Source organism: Streptomyces sp. NPDC000410 (assembly GCF_040300305.1).
Taxonomy (GTDB): Bacteria; Actinomycetota; Actinomycetes; order Streptomycetales; family Streptomycetaceae; genus Streptomyces.
Map to the genome: position 1 here is coordinate 25015 of NZ_JBEPDM010000010.1, position 16204 is coordinate 41218.

Annotated in this window: 15 protein-coding genes; 5 read left to right on the forward strand and 10 right to left on the reverse strand. The window is 71.5% G+C overall.

The window, feature by feature from the left end; all coding sequences use genetic code 11:
* Nucleotides 1-60: 60 nt before the first annotated feature.
* The 4 genes from ABT342_RS14250 to ABT342_RS14265 all read left to right on the forward strand — a co-directional run bounded on the left by ABT342_RS14250 (nt 61) and on the right by ABT342_RS14265 (nt 4920).
* Nucleotides 61-1788: a dolichyl-phosphate-mannose--protein mannosyltransferase gene (locus ABT342_RS14250; RefSeq protein WP_351572107.1), complete on the forward strand. Its 1728-nt coding sequence runs from the start codon at nt 61-63 to the stop codon at nt 1786-1788.
* Between the two features lie 114 nt (nt 1789-1902).
* Nucleotides 1903-3537 (forward strand): penicillin-binding transpeptidase domain-containing protein, encoded by a 1635-nt coding sequence (locus ABT342_RS14255; RefSeq protein WP_351572110.1) that lies wholly within the window; start codon nt 1903-1905, stop codon nt 3535-3537.
* Between the two features lie 52 nt (nt 3538-3589).
* Nucleotides 3590-4078, forward strand: a complete 489-nt coding sequence (locus ABT342_RS14260; RefSeq protein WP_351572113.1) for a YbaK/EbsC family protein — start codon at nt 3590-3592, stop codon at nt 4076-4078.
* Complete coding sequence (locus ABT342_RS14265) at nt 4075-4920, forward strand: EamA family transporter (protein WP_351572115.1); 846 nt, start codon at nt 4075-4077, stop codon at nt 4918-4920. Before ABT342_RS14260 ends, ABT342_RS14265 begins: the two co-directional genes overlap by 4 nt.
* A 190-nt stretch (nt 4921-5110) precedes the next feature.
* Here the strand turns inward: ABT342_RS14265 and ABT342_RS14270 are convergent, their stop codons facing one another.
* From ABT342_RS14270 to ABT342_RS14305, 8 genes are all read right to left on the reverse strand, one after another.
* Nucleotides 5111-6343, reverse strand: coding sequence for a cytochrome P450 (locus tag ABT342_RS14270; RefSeq protein ID WP_351572117.1), 1233 nt, complete (start codon nt 6341-6343; stop codon nt 5111-5113).
* Nucleotides 6333-7100, reverse strand: coding sequence for a cyclodityrosine synthase (locus tag ABT342_RS14275; protein ID WP_351572119.1), 768 nt, complete (start codon nt 7098-7100; stop codon nt 6333-6335). Before ABT342_RS14275 ends, ABT342_RS14270 begins: the two co-directional genes overlap by 11 nt.
* A gap of 102 nt (nt 7101-7202) precedes the next feature.
* Entirely contained in the window at nt 7203-7979 is a 777-nt protein-coding gene (locus ABT342_RS14280; protein WP_351572122.1) for an SDR family NAD(P)-dependent oxidoreductase, read from the reverse strand.
* Between the two features lie 19 nt (nt 7980-7998).
* Entirely contained in the window at nt 7999-9159 is a 1161-nt protein-coding gene (locus tag ABT342_RS14285; RefSeq protein WP_351572125.1) for a serine hydrolase domain-containing protein, read from the reverse strand.
* 115 nt (nt 9160-9274) lie between these two features.
* Nucleotides 9275-9721 carry a MarR family winged helix-turn-helix transcriptional regulator gene (locus ABT342_RS14290; RefSeq protein WP_351572128.1) on the reverse strand — a complete coding sequence of 149 codons (447 nt, stop codon included), beginning with the start codon at nt 9719-9721 and terminating at the stop codon, nt 9275-9277.
* The gene (locus tag ABT342_RS14295) at nt 9718-10476 is read right to left on the reverse strand and encodes an energy-coupling factor ABC transporter ATP-binding protein (RefSeq protein ID WP_351572131.1); all 759 of its coding nucleotides are present in this window, start codon (nt 10474-10476) and stop codon (nt 9718-9720) included. The genes ABT342_RS14290 and ABT342_RS14295 overlap by 4 nt, the downstream gene beginning before the upstream one ends.
* Nucleotides 10473-11234, reverse strand: a complete 762-nt coding sequence (gene cbiQ / locus ABT342_RS14300) for a cobalt ECF transporter T component CbiQ (protein WP_351572134.1) — start codon at nt 11232-11234, stop codon at nt 10473-10475. The genes ABT342_RS14295 and cbiQ overlap by 4 nt, the downstream gene beginning before the upstream one ends.
* Nucleotide 11235: 1 nt before the next feature.
* Complete coding sequence (locus tag ABT342_RS14305) at nt 11236-12267, reverse strand: energy-coupling factor ABC transporter permease (protein WP_351572136.1); 1032 nt, start codon at nt 12265-12267, stop codon at nt 11236-11238.
* 172 nt (nt 12268-12439) lie between these two features.
* On the opposite strand from ABT342_RS14305, the gene ABT342_RS14310 reads away from it, so the two are divergent.
* Nucleotides 12440-12817, forward strand: coding sequence for an SsgA family sporulation/cell division regulator (locus ABT342_RS14310; protein ID WP_351572138.1), 378 nt, complete (start codon nt 12440-12442; stop codon nt 12815-12817).
* Nucleotides 12818-13126: 309 nt separating this feature from the next.
* Here ABT342_RS14310 and ABT342_RS14315 read toward each other — a convergent pair whose 3' ends face one another.
* Both ABT342_RS14315 and ABT342_RS14320 read right to left on the reverse strand, forming a co-directional pair.
* Complete coding sequence (locus tag ABT342_RS14315; protein WP_351572141.1) at nt 13127-15298, reverse strand: MMPL family transporter; 2172 nt, start codon at nt 15296-15298, stop codon at nt 13127-13129.
* Nucleotides 15299-15483: 185 nt separating this feature from the next.
* Nucleotides 15484-16056, reverse strand: coding sequence for a TetR/AcrR family transcriptional regulator (locus tag ABT342_RS14320; RefSeq protein WP_351572144.1), 573 nt, complete (start codon nt 16054-16056; stop codon nt 15484-15486).
* Nucleotides 16057-16204 lie beyond the last annotated feature (148 nt).

Consider the following 16204-nt stretch of genomic DNA (forward strand, 5'->3'; position numbering starts at 1 on the left):
CCGGCCATCCTCGCAGCAACGCGACACCACGCGCACAGACGCGTTCCCTACGATGGCGCGGTGACCAGTACCGCCCCACGGGCCCTGCACGGCGAGGACGCCGCCGGAGAACAGCCGCCCTCCTGGCCGCAGCGCCTGCGCAGATTCGGCCACGTGCCGCGGCCCGTCATCGGGCTGCGCGAGCGGCTCGTACCGCCGTACACCCGGCCGTCCGCGCGGACATGGTCGCTGCTCGGCGTCCCGCCGGGCGTGGCGGCCGTGCTGGAACGGCTGGCGGCGTGGGGCGGTCCGGTGCTGGTGGCACTGGTGGCCGGGATGCTGCGGTTCTGGCATCTGGGCAGCCCCAAGGCGGTGATATTCGACGAGACGTACTACGCGAAGGACGCCTGGGCCCTCATCAACCAGGGCTACGAGGGGGCTTGGCCGAAGGACGTCGACAAGTCGATCCTGCTGAACCCGGACTCGGTGACCGTGCCCCCGGATCCGGGCTATGTGGTGCATCCGCCCGTCGGCAAGTGGGTGATCGGGCTCGGTGAGCAGCTGTTCGGATTCACGCCGTTCGGCTGGCGGTTCATGGTGGCCGTGCTCGGCACGCTGTCCGTGCTGATGCTGTGCCGGATCGGGCGCCGGTTGTTCCGCTCGACGTTCCTGGGGTGTCTGGCGGGCGCGCTGATGGCGGTCGACGGCCTGCACTTCGTGATGAGCCGCACCGCGCTGCTCGACCAGGTGCTGATGTTCTTCGTGCTGGCGGCCTTCGGCTGCCTGCTCATCGACCGCGACCGGGCCCGGCGGCGGCTCGCGGCCGCGCTGCCGGTGGACGACGAGGGTGTGCTGCGGCCGGACGCGTACGTGGCGGACACCCTGCGGCAGGGGTGGCGGCCGTGGCGGCTCACGGCCGCGCTGATGCTGGGCCTCGCCATCGGGACGAAGTGGAACGGCCTCTACATCCTGGCCGCGTTCGGCCTGATGACGGTGCTGTGGGACGTGGGCGCCCGCAGGGTCGCGGGCGCGGCCTGGCCGTATCTGTCGGTGCTGAAGCGGGACTTGCTGCCGGCGCTCGTGGCGCTGCCCGTGGTGATCGTCACGTACATCGCCTCGTGGACCGGCTGGATCGCCACCGACAAGGGCCATCTGCGGGACTGGGCGACGACGGCGGAAGGCAGGGACAGCAACTGGAGCTGGCTGTTCCCCGACTGGTGGCGCAGCCTCTGGCACTACGAGTCCGAGGTCTTCACCTTCCACGTCAATCTGACCCAGGGGCACACGTACGAGTCCAACCCCTGGAGCTGGATCGTCCTGGGCCGCCCCGTCTCCTACTTCTACGAGGACCCGGCCCCCGGCACCGACGGCTGCCCGGCCACGGCCGCGGGCAAGTGCGCCCGCGAGGTCCTGGCGATCGGCACCCCGCTGCTGTGGTGGGCGGCGTGCTTCGCGCTCGGCTACGTCCTGTGGCGCTGGGCGTTCCGCCGGGACTGGCGGGCGGGCGCGATCGCGTGCGGGGTCGCGGCGGGCTGGCTTCCGTGGTTCCTCTACCAGGAGCGCACGATCTTCCTCTTCTACGCGGTCGTGTTCGTGCCCTTCCTGTGCCTGGCGGTGGCGATGATGATCGGCGCGCTCATCGGGCCGCCGGGCTCGGAGGAGTGGCGCCGGACGATCGGCTCGGTGGCCGCGGGGGTCCTGGTCCTGCTGATCATCTGGAACTTCATCTATTTCTGGCCGATCTACACGGGTGAGGCGATTCCCATGGATTCCTGGCGGAACAGGATGTGGCTGGACACCTGGGTCTAGCGGGCATCGCAGTCTGGTAACGACTGTCTCTTCCTTCACTCCTGGCCCGTAGAGTGCCGAAAGAATCTTGAACACGTTCAAGTGCAAGGGGACTCCTGGGGAGGGGCCGCAGCGATGCGCAGTGGAGCGAAAGTCGCCGTCATCGGAGGCGTGTTCGCCGTGTTCGCCGGTGGCGTCGGCTACGGCGCGTACAACGTGGTGTCGGGCGGAGGCGGGAGCGACGACGGCGGTACGGGCACCCGGTCCCAGGCCGCGCCGAAGAAGACGGGTCCGCCCAGCGCCGAGGAGACCACCACGGCCGCGAAGGACTTCCTCGCGGCGTGGGCGTCCGGTGACGGGGCGGGCGCCGCGCAGCTGACCAACAACGCGGCCGAGGCCGAGCCGGTGCTCACCGGCTACGGCACGGACGCGCACATCGGCGAGGTGAAGCTGACACCGGGCCGGCCGGTGGGCGCGAAGGTGCCGTTCACCGTCAGCGCGGTGGTCTCGTACGAGGGGCGGAAGAAGCCGCTGACGTACAGCTCCGAACTCACCGTCGTACGGGGGCTGACCACCGGCAAGGCGCTCGTCGACTGGCAGCCGGCCCTCGTGCACCCCGGGCTGCGCAAGGGCGAGAGGCTGACGACCGGCCCCGCGTCCGTGCCGCCCATCAAGGCCGTCGACCGGGCCGGCAAGGAGCTGACGAAGGAGAAGTACCCGTCGCTCGGGCCGATCCTGGACGAGCTGCGCGAGAAGTACGGGGACAAGGCCGGCGGGAAGCCCGGGGTCGAACTGTCCGTCGAGGGCGCGAGCGCCGACGCCCCCTCGCGGACCCTGCTCACCCTCACGAAGGGCGAGCCCGGCAAGCTGAAGACCACCCTGGACGCGGGCGTGCAGGCGGCCGCCGAGAAGGCCGTGAAGCAGTACGGGCAGTCGTCGGTCGTCGCGATCAAGCCGAGCACGGGCGAGGTGCGGGCGGTCGCCAACAACCGCAAGGGGAACTGGAACGCGGCCTTCCTGGGCAAGCAGGCGCCCGGCTCCACGATGAAGATCGTGACGGCGGCGCTGCTCCTGGAGAAGGGCCTGGTGGCCGCCGACCGTACGGCCGAGTGTCCCGAGTACGCCACGTACCAGGGCCGGAAGTTCCACAACCTGAAGAACTTCGTGCTCGACGGCAAGCCCTTCTCCGAGAGCTTCGCGCGCTCCTGCAACACCGCCTTCATCAAGCTGATCGACGACACGAAGGACGACGCCGCGCTCCCCAAGGAGGCGCGGGACGTCTTCGGCATCGGGCTGGACTGGAAGACGGGCATCCCGTCCGTGGACGGCAGCGTGCCCGAGGAGACGGGCGGCGAGGCGGCCGCGCAGTACATCGGGCAGGGCACCATCCAGATGAACGCGCTCAACATGGCGTCCATCACCGCCACCGCCAAGCACGGCAGCTTCAAGCAGCCCATCATCGTGCCGGTCGGGCTCGACGGCCGGGAGCGGGCCACCGCCGCGCGCTCGCTGCCCGAGCCGGTGGCGCGGCAGCTGCGCGACATGATGCGGCGCACGGCGACGACCGGGAGCGGCGCGGGCGCGATGGCCTCGGTCGGCGGCGACAAGGGGGCCAAGACCGGCTCGGCGGAGGTCGACGGGAACGCCACGTCCAACAGCTGGTTCACCGGGTTCGCCGGCGATCTGGCGGCGGCCGCGGTGGTCGACTCGGGCGGGCACGGGGGCGACGCGGCGGGGCCGCTGGTGGCGGCGGTGCTCAAGGCCCGCTGACCCGGCCGAAACCAGTCGCATGCCCCGTACACCTACCGGTACGGTGCAGCGCATGAGCTCACCCGAATCGCCTGCCCACCCCCGCTTCGCCCAGGCCCTGCGCGAGCTGGGCCTCGACGACGTCGAGGTGCGCCGCTTCCCCGACACCACCCGTACGGCCGCCGAGGCCGCCGCCATCGGCTGCGACGTCAGCGAGATCGTCAAGTCGCTGATCTTCGAAGCGGACGGCGCGCCCGTGCTGGTCCTGATGGACGGCTCCTCGCGGGTGGACGTGGAGCTCGTACGGGCCGAGCTCGGCGCGTCCGTGGTCAAGCGGGCGAACGCGGACCTGGTCCGCGAGACGACCGGGTACGCGATCGGCGGCGTACCGCCCTTCGGTCACCGTACGAAGACCCGTGTGCTGGCCGACCGGGGCCTGCTCGACCACGACGTGGTGTGGGCGGCGGCCGGGACCCCGCACACGGTGTTCCCGCTCGACCCGAAGTCCGTGATCGCCCACGCGGGCGCGGCTGTGGTGGACGTGCGCGACCGCACGGCGTGACCGTCGCCGTCGCGGCGGCGGTCCTCCTGGCCGCCGTCACGCACGCGAGCTGGAACGCGATCGCGCACCGGATCGACGACAAGCTGATCGCGCTGACGCTGATCACGGGCGGCGCGGCACTGATCGGCGGGGTGCTGGCGTGCTTCGCGCCGGTGCCGCACTCCGCCGCGTGGCCCTGGCTCGTCGTCTCCGCACTGGTGCACATCGGCTACCACGCCCTGCTGATGCGGTCGTTCACCCTCGGCGACTTCGGCCAGATGTACCCGATCGCCCGCGGCACGGCGCCCCTGGTGGTGACCGTCCTGGCCACGCTCTTCGTCGGCGAGACCCTGAGCGGCTGGCAGCTGACGGGCGTCGCCGTCGCCTCGGCGGGGCTGGTGGGCCTGGCCGTGTGGGGCATACGCGGCGCACGCCCGCACGGGCCCGCCCTGCTGGCCGCGCTCGCGACGGGCCTGTCGATAGCCGCGTACACGGTCATCGACGGCGTCGGCGTCCGCGCCGCAGGCTCGGCCGTCGGCTACCTGGCCTGGCTGATGATCCTGGAGGGCGTCCTGTTCCCGGCGTACGCCTGGGCCGTCCACCGCGGCCGCCTCCTGGCCGAGCTCCGCCCGCACGCGGCCCACGGCCTGCTCGGCGCGGTCCTCGCGATGACGGCCTACGGCCTGGTGCTGTGGGCCCAGACCCGCGCCCCCCTCGCCCCGGTGGCGGCCCTGCGCGAATCCTCGATCATCGTCGGCGCGGTGATCGGCGCCCTCTTCTTCAAGGAACGCTTCGGGGGCCCGCGCATCGCGGCGGCGGGGCTGATGGTGCTCGGCATCGGTCTGATGCTGCGAGCGGGGTGACCGGGCGAGGCGCGGACGGGCGCCCCACCACGATGACCGGGCAAGGCGCGGACGGGCGCCCCACCACGATGACCGGGCAAGGCGCGGACGGACGCCTCACCACATCGACCGGGCGAGGCGCGGACGGACGCCTCACCACGATGACCAGGCGGGGCGCGGACGGGCGCCTCACCCGGGGTTCAGGGGGGTGCTACCACATGACGGGCAGCCGCTCGGGGATCCGCTTCATGAAGCCCGTACGCCACACGAGCTGTTCCACCGGGACGGCGAGCTGGAGGTCCGGCATCCGGTCGAGCAGGGTCTCCAGGGCGATCTCCGCGTGCTTCTTGCCCAGTGCGGTGGCGGGGCAGTAGTGCTGGCCGCCGCCGAAGGACAGGTGCGCGGTGTTGTTCTCGCGGTCGAGGTCCACCCGGTGCGGGTCGGCGAACACCTCGGGGTCGAAGTTGGCGCCCTCGACGAGGACCAGGAGCAGTTCGCCCTTCTTGACGTCCACGTCGCCGAGGCGGACGTCTTCGAGGGCGAGGCGCGGCAGGCCGTCACCGATCGACAGGTTGATGCGCAGCAGCTCGTCGACCGCCGCGGGGATCTTCGTCCGGTCGGCGAGGAGTTCGGCCTTCAGCTCCGGGTGCTGGAGCAGGGAGACGATGGCCATCGTCAGGAATCCCGAGGTCGAGATCACTCCCGCGCCGAACATCGTCACCCCGACGGTGGCGAGCATCTCGTCGGTGAGATGGTCGTAGTCCGGGTCCTTGCGCAGGTCCGAGAGCTCCGCCATCAGCCCGGTGGTCAGCGGGTCGTCGAGGCGCTCGGTCATGTACGCGATGTCGCGGTCCCAGTTCAGCTTCGCCCCGCTGATCGGGCAGGCCGAGTTCATGAACGCGATGTCCAGGCTCCGCATCAGCCGGGGCGCGTCCTCCTTCGGGATGCCGAGGATCTGGCAGTGCATGCCCGACGAGTACGGGTCGGCGAACTGCCCGCGCAGATCCGCCGGTGCCCCCTCGGCCATGAAACCGTCGACCAGCTCGGCCGCGTACGAGCGCATCCAATCGACCAGGCCGTCGCTCTTCGGGTTCAGCGCCTTGAGCACCGCCTTGCGCAGACCGGCGCCCGTGATGTTGCCCATGTTGTTGACGACCTCCGGCGGGATCGTCAGCGCGTACTGCCGTGGCACACCCGGCGCCGAGGTGTCCTTCAGGCTGAACCGCCGGTCCTCCAGGACCTGTCGGCACAGCGCGTGCGAGGAGACCAGCCAGGCCTCGTCGCCGGCGATGGTCCGCACCCGCTTGACCGGCTCGGCACGCAGGACCTCGATCTCGTCCGGGAGCTGGTCACCACGCCAGGAGAACGGAAAGTCGAGCAGCTTCTCGCCGGGCCTCTCGCCGGGCTTCTCGGCCGGCTTGTCCAGCAGCGTCTCAACGGTCATCGGAGTCTCCTTCGGCGGGCGTGACGATGGCGTGGCCCTGATTGCGGGAGGCGCGCAGTCCGGCGCCGCGTGAGTAGAGCAGTTCCGCCATCGGCAGGAGCTGGTGGTAGCAGTTGAGGGAGGACGGCACCTCCAGGATCGCGGGGGTGTCCAGGAACAACGGGGCTTCCGCGCATACGTATTTCGTGCACACCTCGCGCTGCAGCGCGGTGGCGGGCTTCCCGTCCAGGACCTTGGACGAAAGGAAGGCGTCCACGAGTTTGTCGCAGGTCGCGCGGAATTCCTCGTCGGTCTCCAGGAGTTCCTGGAGATGCGCGTGGATCTCCCGGTAGGCCGGATTGCCCGTGAAATCCGACATGGCGTGGGCGCGGAGCCTCGTGCCCCCGGGATCGACGGCCTCAACAGCGTTGGTCACCTTGGCCCGTACGCCGCGGATGTTCTTGACGGCCTTGCGCCGGGCGTCATCGGGGTCGTAACCCGAGGCCGCGTACATCTCGGCAACATGGAGGTCGGTATAGACGAAATCGACTTGCTCGAAGTGCGCGAGGCCCCAGCGGGCCAGATCGGTGACGCGTTGGGCCGAGAAATAACTGTTGCCCGGCGAAACCCCGATCACGGCATGGTCGCCCGCGGCGCATATCACTTGGCAATGCTCGGTGTAGGGCTGGACTTTGAAGATATCCGCCTCGGTCTCGGGCGGAGTCAACGGCGGAACACGGAAGACGGTCGCAGTTGTCAACTGGATGGCGTCCTTCACGTCGCTAGTCCCGATGGAGCCTCGTGCTCCTGGTGTGGCGACAACGCCGCAAAGTTAGCTATCGAATACGGAGAGTGTCAATGGCCGTCTGTAACGTATGGATTACGCATCGTTGAACGAACGGGTTCGGGCGAAGCCCGTGTTCACGGCCATCAGCCCGCCGTCCACCCGCAGGGTCGTGCCCGTGACCCAGGCCGCGTCTGCCGAGGCCAGGAAGGCGACCGCCGCCGCGACGTCCTCCGGGGTCCCGACCCGGCCCATCGGGTAGAGGCCGGCGAGGGCGTCGAGTTGGCGTGCCCGTCCGGACCAGGCGGGCGTCCGGATCGTGCCCGGATTGATCTGGTTGACGCGGACGCCGCGCGGGGCCGCGTCCGCGGCGAGGGTGCGGGTGAGGGACGCGAGGCCCGCTTTGGCGGCGCTGTAGGCGTGGTTGCCGAAGTCCGCCTCGGCGTTGATGGAGCCGATGTTGACGATGGCGCCGCGCCCGCCTGCCTTCGCGAGGTGCGGGAGGGCGGCGCGGGCGCACCGGAAGGCTCCGGTGAGGGTGATGTCGAGGTCGCGCTGCCAGGTGTCGTCGGGCTGGTCCTCGAAGAGCGGGGTGTCGGCGGTGCAGGCGCAGGCGTTGTTGACGAGGACGTCGAGGGCGCCGAAGTGTTCGACGGCGTACGCCACCGTCGCTTCGACCGCCGCCCGGTCGGCCACGTCGCAGGCGAAGGGAGCGGAGTGCGGGATGGTGGCGGAGGTCCGCGCCGCGCGCTCGCCGTCGAGGTCGGTGACCAGGACGCGGGCGCCCTCGGAGGCGAGTCTGCGGGCGGTGGCCTCGCCGATGCCCTGGCCCGCTCCGGTGATCAGTACGGCATAACCCTCGAAACGCTGCATTCCGGGATCATGCCCGGGATCATGTCGCCGAACGCACCGCCCGCACCAGAGCCTGGGCGCGCGGGTCCGCCGTGACCCCCTTGCGCATGCCGTTCGTGACGTACCCGAGCGCGATGCCCGACTCGGGGTCGGCGAAGCCCAGCGAGCCGCCGCGGCCCGGGTGGCCGAAGGAGCCGGGGCCGAGCAGCGGGGAGGCGGGGCCGTGCAGCATGAAGCCGAGGCCGAAGCGGGTGCCGACGACGAGGACACGGTCCGGGCCCGCCGACTCCTCGGTGCGGGCGAGGGTGAGCGTGGCGGGGGCGAAGAGGCGGTGGCCGTCGACCTCGCCGATGGTGGCCGCGTAGAAACGGGCCAGGGCGCGGGCCGTGGATATCCCGCCCGAGCCGGGCAGTTCGGCGGCGCGGAAGAGGGGATCGTTCTCGTCGGCGGCCGGTTCTATCGCGCCGAAGGCCCGGCGGGTCAGGGACCGCGGGTCGCTGTAGGCCTCGGCGACGGAACGCTTGGGTCGCAGCTTCAGACCGCCGCCGTCGGCCGCCGGGGGCTCCGGGGCCTCGCCGATGCGGCCCACCCGGTGCGCCTCCTCGGGCGGCAGGCCGAGCCAGAAGTCCAGGCCGAGCGGGCGGGCGATCTCCTCGGCGATCCAGCGTCCGATGCCGCGGCCGGTGACCCGCCGGACGAGCCCGGCGAGCAGCCAGCTGTAGGTCTGCGCGTGGTAGCCGTGCTCGGTGCCGGGCTCCCAGGCGGGGGCCTGCTCGGCCACGGCCCGTTCACCCGAGGAGCCGTCGGCGGCCTCTTCGAGGGTCAGCGGCCGGTCGAGCACGGGCACCCCGGCGCGGTGCGCCAGCAGGTGCCGTACGAGCACGCGCTCCTTGCCCGCCGCCTTGAACTCGGGCCAGTACGTGCCGACGGGCGCGTCGAGATCGAGCTGCCCGCGCTGGTGCAGCAGCAGCGGTACGGCGGCGGCGACGCCCTTCGTCGCCGAGCGGACGACCTGCGCGGTGTCCACGGCCCAGGGCTCCTTGCCGTCGACGTTCCGGGTCCCCGCCCACAGGTCGACGACCTTCCGTCCGTGCCGGTAGACGGCGACGGCCGCGCCGCGCTCCCCGCGCTGCTCGAAGTTCCGTACGAACGCGTCCCGGACCGGCTCGAAGCCCTCCGCCACCGTGCCCTGGACGTCCACGCCCCACGCTCCTCGCTCTGCTGACCGACATCGGCCCCACCATGGTGCAACGTGGCCCCAGGGGCTCCGATTCCGGGTCGGCCGAGCACGAGCCCGGTCGAAGTCGGCCCCGAGGTCAGCCCCGGGCCGACGCCCGTGCCGCCAGGTCGTGCAGCTCGGCCCGCAGCCGGGCGATCTCGTCCGCGCCCATGCCGGTGCTGTGCAGCAGCGAGGCGGGCACCCGCTCGGCGTGCGCGCGCAGTGCGGCGCCCTCGTCGGTCAGGACGACGCGCACGGAGCGCTCGTCGGCCGCCGAGCGCTCCCGGCGCACCAGCCCCGCCGCCTCCAGCCGCTTCAGCAGCGGCGAGACCGTGCCGTAGTCGAGGCGGAGCGCCGTGGCGAGCTCCTTCACCGGGACCTCGCCGCGCTCCCAGAGCACCAGCATCGCGAGGTACTGCGGGTAGGTGAGGCCGAGTTCGTCCAGCAGCGGACGGTACGCCGCCGTCACCGCCCGCTGGGCCGCGTACAGCGCGAAGCACAGCTGGTCGTCCAGCAGCAGCGACGCCCCGGGTTCCTCCGTCACGCGCCCATTGTCACAGCTCGCGGATCGAAGCCGAACGGCAGCTCCAGCCGGTGCGCGGCCATCAGTTCCCCGTCGCCGAGGAGCTCCTGGGTGCGGCCGTCGGCCGCGATCACGCCCTCGCTGAGGATCACCGAACGGGGGCACAGCTCCAGCGCGTACGGCAGGTCGTGCGTGACCATCAGGACGGTCACGTCGAGCGACCGCAGGATGTCGGCCAGCTCGCGGCGCGAGGCCGGGTCGAGGTTGGACGAGGGCTCGTCGAGGACCAGGATCTCCGGCTCCATCGCGAGGACGGTCGCGACCGCGACCCGGCGGCGCTGGCCGAAGGAGAGGTGGTGCGGCGGCCGGTCCGCGTACTCCGCCATGCCGACCCGGGCGAGCGCCCGGTGGACGCGCTCCTCCAGCTCGGCGCCGCGCATCCCGGCCGCCGCCGGACCGAAGGCGACGTCCTCACGGACGGTCGGCATGAAGAGCTGGTCGTCGGGGTCCTGGAAGACGATGCCGACCTTGCGCCGGATCTCGGCCATGTGCTGCTTGCCGACGGGCAGTCCGGCGACGGCGACCGTGCCGGCGCCGCCGGTGAGGATGCCGTTCAGGTGGAGCACGAGGGTCGTCTTGCCGGCGCCGTTGGGGCCGAGCAGCGCGACGCGCTCGCCGCGCGCGACGCTCAGGTCGACGCCGAAGAGGGCCTGGTGGCCGTCGGGGTAGGCGTACGCGAGCCCGCGCACTTCGAGGGACATGGTCGGCGTCGTCATAGCGTCCAGCCAAGCAGACAGACCGCGAGAGCGGCGAGCGGGAGGGCGGCGGCCCGCGCCCAGTCGGCGCGGTGCGCGGTCACTTCGTCGATCACGGGCATCGTGCCCGCGTAACCACGGCTGATCATGGCCAGATGCACCCGCTCACCGCGCTCGTACGAGCGGATGAAGAGCGCGCCGGCGGACTTGGCGAGCACGCCCCAGTGGCGCACTCCGCGCGCATCGAAGCCGCGCGAGCGGCGGGCGACGGACATGCGCCGCATCTCGTCGGTGATCACATCGCCGTAGCGGATCATGAACGAGGCGATCTGCACCATCAGCGGCGGGAGCTTGAGGCGCTGCAGTCCGAGCAGCAGGGCGCGCAGTTCGGTCGTCGAGGCGAGCAGGACGGACGTGGCGACGCCCAGCGTCCCCTTGGCGAGGATGTTCCAGGCGCCCCACAGTCCGGGCACGGAGAGCGAGACCCCGAGCAGCTCGGTCCGCTCGCCCGGCACCACGAAGGGCATGAGCAGCGCGAACGCGACGAACGGGATCTCGATCAGCAGCCGGCGCAGCACGAAGCCGGCCGGGATACGGGCCGCGGCGGCGACCACTCCCAGCAGCACGGCGTACACGCCGAAGGCCCAGACCGCCTCGCGCGGGGTGGAGACGACCACGACCACGAAGCCGAGCGCCGCCGCGATCTTGCAGTGCGGGGGCAGGGCGTGGACCGGTGAGTGTCCCTGCCGGTACAGCTTGTGGGCGTGGCCGGCACCCATGTCAGGCGGCCGTGCCGGAATCGGCCGTACGCCGGCGGCGCACCGCCCAGAACACGCCGGTGCCGACCACGACCGTCGCGCCGACGCCGATCACGCCGGCGAGCCCGCCCGAGATCCGGGCGTTCTCGACGTCCTTGACGCCGTAGTCGGCGAGCGGGGAGTTCGCGGCCGCGTGGTCCTCGACCTTCTTGTCGATGCCCTTGTCGGCGGCGACCTTCTCCAGGCCGTCGGGGCTGGCGGAGGCGTAGAAGGAGACGAATCCGGCCAGCACGAGGGAGGTGACGAGGCCCGCGATCCAGACGGGGCGGGGGGAGTTGGTGGGCTCCGGGGCCGGGGCGGGCTCGGCGTCCACCAGCTCGCCGCCGACGCGCAGCTTGAGCGGCGCGGACAGTCCGCGCGCGCCGTACACGAGGTCCGGGCGTACGGCGATGACGGCGCCGACCGTCGCGGCGGTGATCGCGGCCTCGCCGAGGCCGATGAGGACGTGCACGCCGACCATGGCGGTCAGCACGGTGCCGATCGGGACGTCGGTCGTGCCGCCGATGGCGTAGAGCAGCGTGAAGGCGGCGGCCGAGGCCGGTACGGAGACGAGGGCCGCGACGAAGGAGGCGACGGTCACCGAGCGGCGCTTCTTCGGCAGGACCTTCACCAGGCCGCGGAAGAGGGCGTACGCGACGACGACCGTGACGACGCCCATGACGGTGATGTTCACACCGAGCGCGGTGAGGCCGCCGTCCGCGAAGAGGATGCCCTGGAGCAGCAGGACGACGGAGATGCAGAGCACTCCTGTGTACGGCCCCACGAGGATCGCCGCCAGCGCGCCGCCGAGGAGGTGGCCGCTGGTACCGGCGGCGACGGGGAAGTTCAGCATCTGCACGGCGAAGACGAACGCGGCGACGAGACCCGCGAGCGGGGCCGTCCGGTCGTTCAGTTCTCGTCGGGCGCCACGCAGGCCGACCGCGACGGCACCGGCGGCGACGACCCCGGCCGTGGCGGACACGGGCAGGTTGATGAATCCGTCGGGGACATGCATCGGCGGGACTCCGCTTTCGGGCAGGCAGGGGTGGCGAACCGTCCGATGATGCCCCCTGTTGCGAAGTGCTCGCAAGAGCGTCTCACCATCAAAAGCAAGCGACACGCCTGGGGTTTCACCGGAAAATATGCGACATTAGAGGGCAAGCTGCGCAAAGGTGAGGAGCCGACTGATGTCCCCTGCTGTCGAGAGCCTCTCTGTCGAAGACCACGCGAAAGCCCGGATCGTCAACGACGCCCCTCAGTACCGGTCGGTTCCGGTAGCCCTCCGCTACGAGGCGGGGGACGACCCGGACACCGTCCGCTTCGCCTTCCCCACCGGTATCGAGTGGACCATCTCCCGCGAACTGCTGGAGACCGGCCTGCGCGCCCCCGCCCGCCGCGGCGATGTGACCGTCTGGCCGTGCGGCCGCGCCCAGGTGGTGGTCGAGCTCCACTCGCCGGAGGGGGTCGCGGTGGTCCAGTTCGACTCCCGCGTCCTGGTCCGCTTCCTGCGCCGTACGCACGAGACGGCGGAAAGGGAGACGGCGGGACCCGCCACCGAGAGGTGACCGCCTACCCGGGTGCGGGTTCCCCGGGATTGTCCGGCTCTGCGGGCGCGTCCGGTTGAACCGGGCGCGCCCGGTCCAACGGGTGCAACGGGCCCCGCGGGCTTGACCGGATCCGCAGGGGCGGCGGCGCGACGGGTTCGTGCTCGGCCGGGGGCGGCGGCGCGACGGGCTTGTCCACCGGCGCCTCGCGCTCCCGGGCGGAGGCACGACCGCGGCGTTCCTGGCCGAGTTCCATGGCTGCCTCAAGGAGGCGAGACGCGGCAGCGCCCGCCACCGCGAGGTGACGGGCGCGGCCGGACGTGTACGTCGTCAGACGCGTACGAGCTCGCGCTCCTCGTCCGAGGCCGACACCTCGGTCCGCAGCTGCTCGCCCTCCACGTCCACGCTCGGCAGCACCCGATCCAGCCAGCCCGGCAGCCACCAGGCCCGCCGCCCCAGCAGCGCCAGGACCGCCGGGACGATCGCCATACGGACCACGAACGCGTCGAAGAAGACGGCGATGGCCAGACCGAAGCCGATCATCTTCACCATCTGCTCGCTCGACCCGATGAAGCCCGCGAAGACCGCGATCATGATCACCGCGGCGGCGGTGACCACCCGCGCCCCGTGCTGGAATCCGGTGACGATCGCCTGGCCGGGCCGCTCTCCGTGGACGTAGGCCTCGCGCATGCGCGTGACGAGGAAGACCTCGTAGTCCATCGCGAGACCGAAGACGACACCCACCATGAAGATCGGCATCATCGACATGATCGGGCCGGTCTGCTCGACCCCGAACACCGAACCGAGCCAGCCCCACTGGAAGACCGCGACGACCGCGCCCAGGGCGGCGACCACCGAGAGCAGGAAGCCGAGGGCCGCCTTGAGCGGGACCAGGACGGAGCGGAAGACGACCATCAGGAGCAGGAACGCGAGGCCGACGACGAGGGCCAGGTAGGGCAGCAGCGCGTCGTTCATCTTCTGCGAGAAGTCGATGTTCATCGCGGTGGCGCCGGTGACGTAGACGTTGTCGCCGCTCGTGTCGCGGATCGAGTGGACGAGGTCCTCGGTCTCGGTGGAGCTGGGACGGTCCTTCGGGATGACGGTGATCATCGCCGTGTCGCCGGCCTTGTTGTACGTGGCCGGGGTGACGAACACGACCCCGTCCAGGCCGCCGATCTCCTTCGCGGTGCTGTCCGCCGCGGCCTTGCCGCCGTCGACCACCACGAGCAGCGGGCCGTTGAAGCCCGGCCCGAAGCCGTCGGACAGCAGGTCGTACGCCTTGCGCTGGGTGGTGCTGACCGGCTGCGCGCCGTCGTCGGGCAGGCCCATCTCCAGCGAGGCCGCCGGTACGGCGATCGCGCCGAGGCCCACGACGCCCGCGAGCAGCACGGTGACCGGGCGGCGCAGCACGAATCGGGCCCAGCGGGTGCCCATGTTCGGCTTGGCCTCGGCCACGTCGTCCTTGGCCGCGACGGCGTTCTTACGGGCCTTGCGGCCGAGCACCTTGTCGCCCGCGAAGCCCAGCAGCGCCGGGATGAGGGTGAGCGCGATGAGGACGGCGATCGCGACCGTACCGGCCGCCGCGAAGCCCATCTTGCTGAGCATCGGGATGTTGACGACGGCGAGGCCGACCAGCGCGATGACGACGGTCAGACCGGCGAAGACGACCGCGGAGCCCGCCGTGCCGACCGCCCGGCCCGCCGCCTCCTCGCGCTCCCGGCCCTCGGCCAGTTCGGCGCGGTAGCGGGAGACGATGAAGAGCGCGTAGTCGATGCCGACCGCGAGGCCGATCATCGTGGCGAGGGTGGCCGTGGTCGACCCGAGGTCGAGGACGGACGCGAGCGCGGTGATCGACGAGACCCCGATGCCGACGCCGATGATCGCGGTGAGCAGCGGCAGCCCGGCGGCGACCAGCGACCCGAAGGTGATGACCAGCACGACCGCCGCGACGGCGACACCGATGATCTCGCCGGTCCCGGTCTCCGGCACGGCCTGGAGCGCGTCACCGCCGATCTCCACGGTCAGCCCGCTCTCCCGGGCCTTCTCACCGGTCTCCGTCAGCGCCTCGCGCGTGGCGTCGGTCAGCTCCATACCGCTGACCTTGTACGACACCGAGACGTACACGGTCGTGGCGTCCCGCGACACGGCCTTGACGAGGTACGGGTCGGCGACGGAGGCGATCTGGTCGGAGCCGGACTTCAGCTCGCCGACGACCTTGACGACCTCGGCCTTGTGGGCCGGGTCGGTCATCTTCTGCCCGTCGGGCGCCTTGAAGACGACCCGCGCGGTAGCGCCGTCGGCGCTCGCGCCCGGGAAACGCTCTTCGAGGAGGTCGAAGGCCTTCTGGGCCTCCGTGCCGGGTATGGAGAAGGAGCTGGACGCTGCGGTGGACGCGGTGGCCGCGCCGACGCCGGCGAGCGCCAGCAGGGCGACCCAGATCAGGGCTACGAGGCGTCGCCGCCGGAAGGCGGATCTGCCGAGCTTGTAGAGGAACGTGGCCACGGGGGCGTACTCCCGGAAGTGAGTGGGACAAGGGCATGGGGAGCCGGCCCGACGGCGTGAGCGGTACGCGTCGGTTCTCCGGGGGGCGAAGCCCCCGGACCCCCCGGGTCCGGGGCCGCCGCGCGGCGGCCCTGGACCCGGGCGGGCGGTGGGACCACCGGCGAGGTGGTCCCACCCTGGGAACGTCAGACGCCGAGGGCGGGGAGCACCACGGCATCCAGGTAGTCGGACAGGAACTCCCGGTCGGCGTTCTTGTCCTCGATGAGCTGCCGGGCGACGAAGGCGCCGACCAGCATGTGCGAGACGTACTTGAGGGCGGGGCGGTCAGCGCTGACCTCGCCCCGCTCCACGGCCCGCTGGAGCAGCCTGTCGAGTCCGATGACCTCGGGCTCGATCAGCAACTCCCGTAGAGCGGCGTGGAGTTCGGGATTGTTGTGGACGGCGTGGGCCAGACCCCGCATCAGCGCGGAGTCCCGGTCCATCCGGCAGTCGTCGGCCGCGTCGACCATCGCGTGGAAGTCACCGCGCAGCGAGCCGGTGTCGATCTCACCGAGCATCACCGGCTTGTCGTGCCGCAGCGCCCTCGCGACCAGCTCCGGCTTGCCCCCCCACTGGCGGTAGAGGGTGGCCTTGCTCGAGCGGGTGCGGGCGGCGATGGCGTCCATGGTCACGGCGTCGTAGCCGACCTCGCGGAGCAGGTCGAGCACGGCCCCGTACAGCTCGGCCTCGCGCTCGGGCGTGAGCCTGCTGCGTGCCATGGCGGACCCACCTCCTCCGTCTAAACGAAACGGTTTCGTACACCACGACTGTACGCCCGGACCCCGACGGGACGCACTCGTTCCGGCCACGTCCCGCCGTGTTCTGCGCCACAAGTTGCCCGACCCTCCCGACCCGGAAAGCATGGGT

Coding starts and splice junctions, on each gene's coding strand:
- ABT342_RS14255 (WP_351572110.1), top strand. CDS start 1,903: ATGCGCAGTGGAGCGAAAGTCGCCGTCATCGGAGGCGTGTTCGCCGTG.
- ABT342_RS14260 (WP_351572113.1), top strand. CDS start 3,590: ATGAGCTCACCCGAATCGCCTGCCCACCCCCGCTTCGCCCAGGCCCTG.
- ABT342_RS14270 (WP_351572117.1), bottom strand. CDS start 6,343: ATGACCGTTGAGACGCTGCTGGACAAGCCGGCCGAGAAGCCCGGCGAG.
- ABT342_RS14280 (WP_351572122.1), bottom strand. CDS start 7,979: ATGCAGCGTTTCGAGGGTTATGCCGTACTGATCACCGGAGCGGGCCAG.
- ABT342_RS14295 (WP_351572131.1), bottom strand. CDS start 10,476: ATGACGACGCCGACCATGTCCCTCGAAGTGCGCGGGCTCGCGTACGCC.
- cbiQ (WP_351572134.1), bottom strand. CDS start 11,234: ATGGGTGCCGGCCACGCCCACAAGCTGTACCGGCAGGGACACTCACCG.
- ABT342_RS14305 (WP_351572136.1), bottom strand. CDS start 12,267: ATGCATGTCCCCGACGGATTCATCAACCTGCCCGTGTCCGCCACGGCC.
- ABT342_RS14310 (WP_351572138.1), top strand. CDS start 12,440: ATGTCCCCTGCTGTCGAGAGCCTCTCTGTCGAAGACCACGCGAAAGCC.
- ABT342_RS14320 (WP_351572144.1), bottom strand. CDS start 16,056: ATGGCACGCAGCAGGCTCACGCCCGAGCGCGAGGCCGAGCTGTACGGG.